Source organism: Streptomyces sp. NPDC031111, assembly GCF_055570675.1.
In genome coordinates this window covers 23,308-31,203 of record NZ_JBVIGS010000042.1, presented here as the reverse complement: position 1 = coordinate 31,203, position 7,896 = coordinate 23,308, and the positions used below count along the sequence as shown (strand labels likewise).

The 7,896-nt window shown below is 63.4% G+C and carries 5 protein-coding genes and 2 pseudogenes; 3 read left to right on the top strand and 4 right to left on the bottom strand.

Translation table 11 applies throughout. The annotated features are described in order from the left end of the window. Positions 1–407: 407 nt before the first annotated feature. From ACZ470_RS39580 to ACZ470_RS39570, 3 genes and pseudogenes are all read left to right on the top strand, one after another. Positions 408–745, top strand: a pseudogene (locus ACZ470_RS39580) (site-specific integrase); the annotation flags it as partial. 167 nt (positions 746–912) lie between these two features. Beyond that, a pseudogene (locus ACZ470_RS39575) lies at positions 913–1,314 on the top strand (transposase family protein); the annotation flags it as partial. Between the two features lie 30 nt (positions 1,315–1,344). Next, the gene (locus tag ACZ470_RS39570; RefSeq protein ID WP_468434811.1) at positions 1,345–1,707 is read left to right on the top strand and encodes a transposase; all 363 of its coding nucleotides are present in this window, start codon (positions 1,345–1,347) and stop codon (positions 1,705–1,707) included. 9 nt (positions 1,708–1,716) lie between these two features. On the opposite strand, the gene ACZ470_RS39565 is transcribed toward ACZ470_RS39570, so the two are convergent. The 4 genes from ACZ470_RS39565 to ACZ470_RS39550 form a co-directional block, all read right to left on the bottom strand. Continuing rightward, positions 1,717–5,031, bottom strand: coding sequence for a BTAD domain-containing putative transcriptional regulator (locus ACZ470_RS39565; protein ID WP_468434810.1), 3,315 nt, complete (start codon positions 5,029–5,031; stop codon positions 1,717–1,719). Positions 5,032–5,903: 872 nt separating this feature from the next. Beyond that, positions 5,904–6,185, bottom strand: coding sequence for a hypothetical protein (locus ACZ470_RS39560; protein WP_468434809.1), 282 nt, complete (start codon positions 6,183–6,185; stop codon positions 5,904–5,906). Beyond that, positions 6,082–7,413 (bottom strand): ISL3 family transposase, encoded by a 1,332-nt coding sequence (locus tag ACZ470_RS39555; protein WP_468434808.1) that lies wholly within the window; start codon positions 7,411–7,413, stop codon positions 6,082–6,084. Before ACZ470_RS39555 ends, ACZ470_RS39560 begins: the two co-directional genes overlap by 104 nt. Beyond that, positions 7,355–7,867, bottom strand: coding sequence for a DinB family protein (locus ACZ470_RS39550; protein WP_468434807.1), 513 nt, complete (start codon positions 7,865–7,867; stop codon positions 7,355–7,357). The genes ACZ470_RS39555 and ACZ470_RS39550 overlap by 59 nt, the downstream gene beginning before the upstream one ends. Positions 7,868–7,896: the final 29 nt, after the last annotated feature.

Below are 7,896 nucleotides of genomic sequence, written 5' to 3'. Positions count from 1 at the left end.
TCCTCCCCCCCCTCCCCCCCCCCCCCCCCCCCCCCCCCCCCCCCCCCCCCCCCCCCCCCCCCCCCCCCCCCCCCCCCCCCCCCCCCCCCCCCAGGACCCGGGCTTGCTCAGGTGTGGGGTTCGCAGGTCAGCTCCGGCACGCGGTCGTCCCCGGACACTTGAGCACCTACACGAATCCGTCCGACGCGCGGCGGGTATCGGCCGATCCTCGTCATGGACGCTGGCGAACGTACCTGATCACCATCGACGGAGACCAGGGTCTGAGCCGAGTGCCTGCAACGGGCGTTGTCGCGTGTGGTCCAGCCGAGCGGCCGCTGGCTTTGGGGCCGAACTGCCGTTGCCTGGGTTGAACCAGCCCAGGCCGCGCTGAAGAAGCACGGCGGCCGGGCGCTGTGTGCGGGCGTGGCGGGGTCCTCGTGTTCGTCACCCACCGCTGCCCCGGCCCGGGGAAGGTCGTCAGCCCGCGCGGCGTGTGTCCGGACGCCGGCCTGGCCCGCCTCTCCTACGGTCAGGCCCGCGCTGCTGGACGAGCACACCGCCGTGCGCGGGCCGGCGACCGGCTGGGACCCGCACGAGTACCCCCATTCCGCCCTGACCCACCTCGGTGAACAGGGCGCCTCGTTGCTGATGCATGGCGAAGTCCCAGCACAAGAAGCCGGAGAACGTCCGCCACTACTTCAAGCCGTCGCCGGAAGCGATCGCCGAGCTGACCAGCCTCCTCGCTCGCGGCGGCAGCCACCGTTGAGTAGACGGCTCGACGGCTACGGTGGCTGCGGCGGCGAGGACTATCCAGATGCAGTGAGCCGGTCAGGTCGGATTGGTACGCAAAAGAGGCCGGGCATCTGCGGGGCGCTGACCATGAAGCCGAGGAAGAGCCAGGCGCGCAGCCGGCGTCTCCCGGGAGGCCGCCACCACAAGAAGCACGGGATGAACGTGCAGGTCCTGGCCGATCCGTTCGGCCGGCTGCTGTGGGCCTCTCCGGCTCTGCCCGGTGCCGTCCACGATGTCCGGGCCGCCCGTGAACACGGCGTCGTCCGCACTCTCACGGACGCTGGCATCAAGTGCTGGGCCGACAAGGGATACCGAGGCGCCGGGGGCACGGTCCGCGTCCCGTACTGGGGACATTGGGAGACGCTTTCCCGAGGTCAGAAGGCCGTCAACCGGTCTCACGCCAAGATCCGGGCCCTGGTCGAGCAAGCCGTCGCCACCCTCAAGTCCTGGCGGCTCCTCCGCAAGCTGCGGTGCTCGACGACTCGCGTCACAAGCCTCGTCCGAGCCGTCGTGACCCTGCATTTGGCCAGCTCAGACCGATGATGGAAAGGGCTCAGTGTCTGCGCACGCCCTCTGCTGGAACGGATCCGTGTTCCCCGCACCGGCCCGGGTCGGCCACGGAGTAGGCCCGGCCAGGTTATCGCAGACAAGGCTTACAGCTCCCAAGGCTTCCGCGCCTACCTGCGACAACGCGGCATCGCGCACACCATCCCCGCGAAGACCGACCAGCGACGGCACCGGCTGAGGCGCGGAGGCCGCGGCGGCCGACCGCCAGGTTTCGACTGGGAGACCTACCGGCGGCGCAACATGATCGAGCGCTGCTTCAACCGGCTCAAGGGCTTCCGTGGGATCGCCACGAGATACGAGAAGACCGCCACTTCCTACGAAGCGGCGGTCACCCTCGCATCGTTCCTGCTCTGGGCAAGATCCGTTTGAAGACAGACCCTAATACCCTTTGCAGACTTCAGGAAACTCCGGATTCACTGCCACACCAGAGGAATGTATGTGTGTCAAGGGATGAAAATTCGGAAGTCGGGAGTAGGGAAGTGCAGAACTGAGGTACGCACGCTCACCCCGAAGCCGTACCTCTACACCGAGGCGGCTGAGAGTGGCTGCCACGTTTGTGGAGTTGCCTAGGAAATTCTGGGCGTCAGCAAGAAGACCTAAATGCAGGGGAAGGCGGATTAGAATACGGCGCTTACTTAGTTCCTCGATTGCCAGGGAAATTTCCACGACACCTTCCTCCTCGGCACCCGAGTGGACGGCAGCCCAGCCGTGGCAGACGTGAAGCATCGAGGCCCAGTATTCCAAACAATGAGTTTTCGCTATTTCAAGGCCTTGGGTGCTGGATTGCTCTGCCTGCCCGACGTCACCTTCCAGTGCCGCGATCAGACTATCCGCGTAGAGTGCCGTTACATGGCTGACCGGATCGTCCTGATATTTGATCAAAGCGTTGAGTTCCTCCCGCCGCTGTGTCGCCATGTCTCGTGAACCCAACAACCAGTGGGTGAGTGCACTATAGAAGCGAGAGAGCACCCGTGGATTATAAGGTAATACGCCTGATCGGGCTTCCGGTAGTTGGTCGGAGAGTGCCACGGCCCGCTCCAGTTCGTCCCGTGCTTCGATGAGTTGGCCCCGCGCGTGCAGGGCAACACCCATTGCGCAATTCCAGGACAGCCGGGCAACCGGCCGGAGCGATTTGGGATCGGCCCCAGCCGGCGGTTCGACGGCGCGGACCGCGTCGTCATACCGACCGTTCATCAAATGGGCAGCCAATGGGTACCACAGAGTGTCGTATTCATGCTGGCTCAAGTCATATTTCCCGCCTAGTTCCAGCATGCGATGAAATGCGTCTTGCGCTTCCGGATCGTTGTAGCCTCGGGTGATGGAGAGCTGGTGGGTGAGCGTGCGCTGAAGGCGATACTCGAGTGCGTCAGCGGTTGAATCATCCTGCGCCAGTGACGGGAGAATCCTTAGGGCATGGCAAAGCCACTTTTTGACATCTTTATGCGAGCGGGCGGCCACAGATTCCTCAACCGCCTCCAGCAGGTGGTGAAGTACCTTGTCGGCCGGGAGGGTGCCTGACGCCCGCCATGCGTGATACGCAATTTCCCGTTGACGGTGAATTGCTCCGCGTCCGAGCAGCAAAGCGTGGAACACCCGTTCATGCAGGCGCCCCCGCTCTCCGCCCGTCATCTCCTCTATCAGGAATTGGCGGAACAGTGGATGGTGGAAACTTAATTCATAGGGCGGGTGGGTTTCCTGTCGCAGGACGCCGACGTGCACTGCTGCTTGCACTGCCTCGTCTAGATCGGTCTCACTGTCCAAAACCTCTCGCAATAGATAGGGATCTATGTGGGAGCCGATGACCGCGCAGCAGCGTAACACCTCGATCGCTGGCAAAGAGAGGGATTCAAAGCACTGGTGCAACATTCCGCGCATTGCCATGGGAATATCATCGCGGAGGCTTTGAACGACCGCTGCGTGCCTGGCCCGGCCTTTTCCACGGAGTAGGGTGAGCAGTTGGCTGAGGATGTGAGGGTTGCCCCTGCTTCGATCGTGAAGGACGCGCGTCAAGTCCTTGTCAATCTGGACCCTGGAATCTTTGAAAGCGAAGGATTCAAGCGCCTCTATGGGAAGTCCGTCCAGGTGCAACGTCTTGGTCCGCGGGCTGCTCAGAAGGGCGGTCATCGCCTTGTGTTCCGCCGAGAGATAGGTCCCGAATTGCCGAGCCGTCAGAACGATGCTGACCTGCTTACAACTTAGGCGAGGAGTAAGCAAATCGAGTATTTGAAGCGAGCCGGTGTCAGCCACGTGCAGGTCCTCAAGCACCAGAATGAGCGGAGCCTCATCTATGCATGCAAGGAGCGTCTCACATACGGCATCCTGTGCAAGAAACTGATTTCGTGACTGTACAGTGTCAACCATGGCAGCCCTGTTTCGCGCACCGCGACGATGCCTCGGCCTGGGTACACCCTGGGCGCTTCGGAGCATTTCCGGCAACGCCCCGAAGCGGTGTTGCGCCGCACGGTATGCCGTTGGCCGGGACGCCGATAAGTCACGGAAGATCTGCGACCATAACCAGTATGATGGGACGCCTTCGGCAGAAGTGCAGTTCCCATATACGATCTCTACACCAGCATCGACGAAGGCCGATGTCGCTTCCCGGACAAGTTCCGTCTTTCCGACGCCTCCCTCCCCGACGACCATGGTGAGATGCCCCCCGCCATTGAGTGCGTTATTGATGTGCTGGCTAAGGAGCGAGATTTCCTGGGCCCTGCCGACGAATGTGGATGAAGCACGGGATACTGGCAGGAAAGCCCGGTCGTCGGCGTGCAGAGTTGAGGCGGGGGCTATCTGGACGCGGGGATCGGTCTCGTTCTCCGCGTTGGCCCTTTCCAGGGCGGGAGTATCGGAAAGCGTCGTCGCGTGGTACTGGCCGAGTCCCGAGCCGGCTGCGTTGTGGCTGTCGGATCGATTTCCAGTAACAAGCGTGCTGATGCGGTCGTTTACACGCAACTCCTGCCGTAGGACTGCGGAGTAGATCTTCTGGAGGCCCTCGCTGGGACTGACTCCCAACTCCTCCTCGAGCTGCACACGTGTCCGTTCGTACAGTCGCAAGGCTTCTGCCTGTCTCCCGAGTCTATACAGTGCGGTCATCAAATGCCCCACCAGGCTCTCGTTTGTAGGGTCACGCTGCACCTCCGGCTGTACCGCAACAATCACGGCGTCGGGATCATCGAGGGCTAGACAGGATTCGGCCAGTGTGTTCACGGCCATCACCCGTATATGTCCCAGCCGGTTGCTCTCCTCGTTCAGTAGCCCGTAGGAAACGAGATCGAGGTAGGGCTGGCCCTGCCAGAGCTCAAGTGCATCGGTGAGCTGCTCTTTAGCGGACTGCGCCCGATGCTGGGCCGCCTGCTCGCGTCCCCGCTTCACCAGCTGCTCAAAACGGAGAACGTCTACCATCCACGGGTCCACGTTCAACAGGTAGCCAGGTGTGCGATGATGTATATGTGCCAGGGGCTCGTCCTTTTCCTCGCCCTTTTTCTGCGTCCTCGGATTGAGGGCGCGGCGCAAATGGGAAACGTATGTCTGCAATGTCCCTGTCGGGTGGCGGGGCGGACGATCACCCCAGAGTTCGTCAACGAGTTGTTCTGTCGGGACCACACTGCCCTGCCGGATAAGTAGTAGCCCCAGCAGTGCCCGGTGACGCGGTGGCCCCAATGGAAACTCACGCCTGCCGTGGCGTGCGACCATTCTTCCAAAGACACGTAGTTCCTTTATTTTGCGTGCTGTGCCGTCTGCTGCCTCCTGAGGGGCTTGTTGCTGGGAGGGCGCTCGGTGGTGGGATAAGGAGGAGAAATTTGCGGGCTGTCCTGCAGTCGTTCCTGTAGGCAATCTAGCTATCCGTTCATGTTCGTTCAATTGAGTCGCATGCATGGATGTAAAGATCGTGTTGCGCCTATGAAGCCGTGTCTGACGAGTAGCGTTGCCATGGTTTCGTGGCGAGGAAGGAAGCTTCGTCGGCAGGCGTCGTTGCTCTGCCGACATTGCGTAGGTCTGAAATCTTGAGGGCTGCCTGATCGCACTTGGACCAGGGCGATTGCCCGTGACCCGTGCGGCGGACGCGGATATCAGCCCATAGAGGACCGCGGAACATTGCCATCTGTCGGGAGTGGGATCAGGCGCGGCCTCTTGCCCCGCGCGGACCGGCCACCAGGCGACGGGGAGTTGGCGTGAGGCTTACGTGATCATGTCACCAGGCATGAACATGCCCTCAGTCGGCACATCGAGCCGCAGTGCGGGGAACCGACGAGCATCGCATGTTGCGGAACGATGTGATTGGCGCGTCCGCTGGAGTGGCAGGGCGTTGGTGCCGGAGGGCCGTGGAGAGTGGTTGCGTACGGTGTGATCGGTAGTGCACCCATGTGTTCTCCTGAGGTTCTCAGTACGGCGCGACAACACGGAGAGTCTGGTGATCCGTGCACTCTCGGTCGAGTCCTCAAGTTCTTCTGTGCGTGTAACGTTCACTATAAGGCGATCGCGTGAAGTAGCAAGCCTTGAAATGGGATCCACGAGGGATCCGTCCGGGCGCATGTTCGCGGCCACTCAGGACACGTATCGGTCCCTCAGCGAAAGGTAGGTTGCCTGGGGTGCCGAAATTCTTGCGTACCGGCGTCATCGCGGGTCTTCAGAGTTGAGCGGTGCGGAGGTGTCCGCGGGCTCGACGGGTGGTGACGCATCGTGTCCGTAGACGCTGGTTCTCGGCATTGCGGAAGCCGAACGCGGCTCGTGCCACGAGCTTGATCACCCGGGTTGATGCCCTCGCTCTTGGCGTTGTGGTACCCGGTGTCGATGAATGTCTCGATCTCGGCCCACCAGCGGTCGACGGTGACGGCGAGCTGCCGCACCTCGGGGATGACGGCGTCCGCGCACCAGGAGGAACTTCCAGAGTGCGTGGCCGACTTGGTGTCGGCCAGCCATGGTGAGGAGGCTGCGGAGGTTCTCCTTGGCAATCCACGCCGTCAGCAGCGCCTGCCCGAGCTTCCCCTCACCGAGCAGCGTGTTCCACATGGTGGAGAACTGGCCGTCGGTGAGATCCTCGCGGTTGCGCAGGAGCCGTCGTCTGGCCTTCCACTCAGGGTCGGTGGCCCATCCACGTCGGCCGCGGATTTCGGCAGTGGTACGGCGCCGGACCATGGACAGCATCTGGTTGGCGACCTGAACGTGGAAGTGGTCGACCACGACGATCGCGTGCGGCAGGCCGGTGCGGGCCGCCGCGCGGTAGGTGGCCGACATGTCGATGGTGACGTGCCGCATGCTTTTTCGCCAGGTCAGTGGCGTAGTGGCGAGCCAGTCCAGGACGTCGGCGACGGTGCGGCCCTCGACCTGGCCGAGCAGCCCGCCGGGGCCCAGCGCGTCGACGAAGCCGGTGTGCCACCGGTCCCGGGCCAGGTGCCACTTGCCGCTGTCGGGGTCCTGCTCCCACTTCGCCTTGCCCCGCCGGGTCTCGTCGATGCCCAGCACCTTCACCTCGGGCAGCGGGGCATCGACGACCTCGCGTGCCGATGCGCGGAAGGCACCCATCACCGTCGGCCAGGACAGGTGCAGGTCGCGGGCGGCCTGGATGACCGTGGAGCCGGCGTCGCGTACGCGGCGACCAGCCGTGACCCGCAGCCGGGCGGTGATCCGCGCGCCAGCCGGTATCTGTTGGATCTGCTCGGTGAACGACCGGCGCGGGCAGCCGGGCTCCCGGCACCACCAGCGGCGCTTGTGCCAGCGGAACTCCAGCCCGTTCTCGCCGTATGGCAGATCGCGGGGCCGCGTCGTCGCGGATCCCTTCACCCGCGTGGCAAACACCCCGCACTCGGGGCAGTGGTTTCGTAAGCGGGAGCGGGCAACGTTTGTCGACGGTTCTTGGCAGCACTTATCGATCAAGTGGCTCAGAAATGTCGATGAGAACTGACAACGCTGGAACGGTCGAGCGACCGTGGTAGCGGATGTGTCATTGAGGGAGCAGGCCCTCCGGACGTCTTGAGTCAGAAGCCGATCGCGGGAAGCCCCGGTTTGCAGTTTTGCGTCAGCCCCAGTTGTGATCTCCGGTGAAGCCGTCGATGGACTCGCGCAGGATGTCGGCATGACCGGCGTGCCGGGCGACTTCTTCGAGCATGTGGATCAGTGCCCAGCGCAGTGAAACGGTGGCGCCGTCGAAGAACGCGAAGGCGGTGCCGGTGGCGTCGATGTCGAGGCTCCCGATCGCCTCGTCGGCGGCAGCCCGGGCGCGGGCATAGAAGTCCATGATGTCTTTCGTCGGCTCGTCAGCAGCCACGTGCCAGTCGGACGCCGCGTCGCCTTCGACTTCGAAGGGAAGCGGATGGCACTCGCGGCCGAACGTCAGGCAGAACCAGCCGAGTTCGGCGCCGGCCAGGTGCTTGAGCAGCCCGATCAGGCTCGTGCCCGATGGAGTCACCGGGCGGCGTAGTTGGTCGTCGCCGAGGCCCTCGAGTTTCCATAGGACCGCGTCGCGGTGTCGGTCCAGGGCGGTGTGCAGGCTTTCCTTCTCGCCGCTGGTGAACGGCACATGCTTGACCATGCCCAGACCCTAGTGGTTGGGAGGTTCTG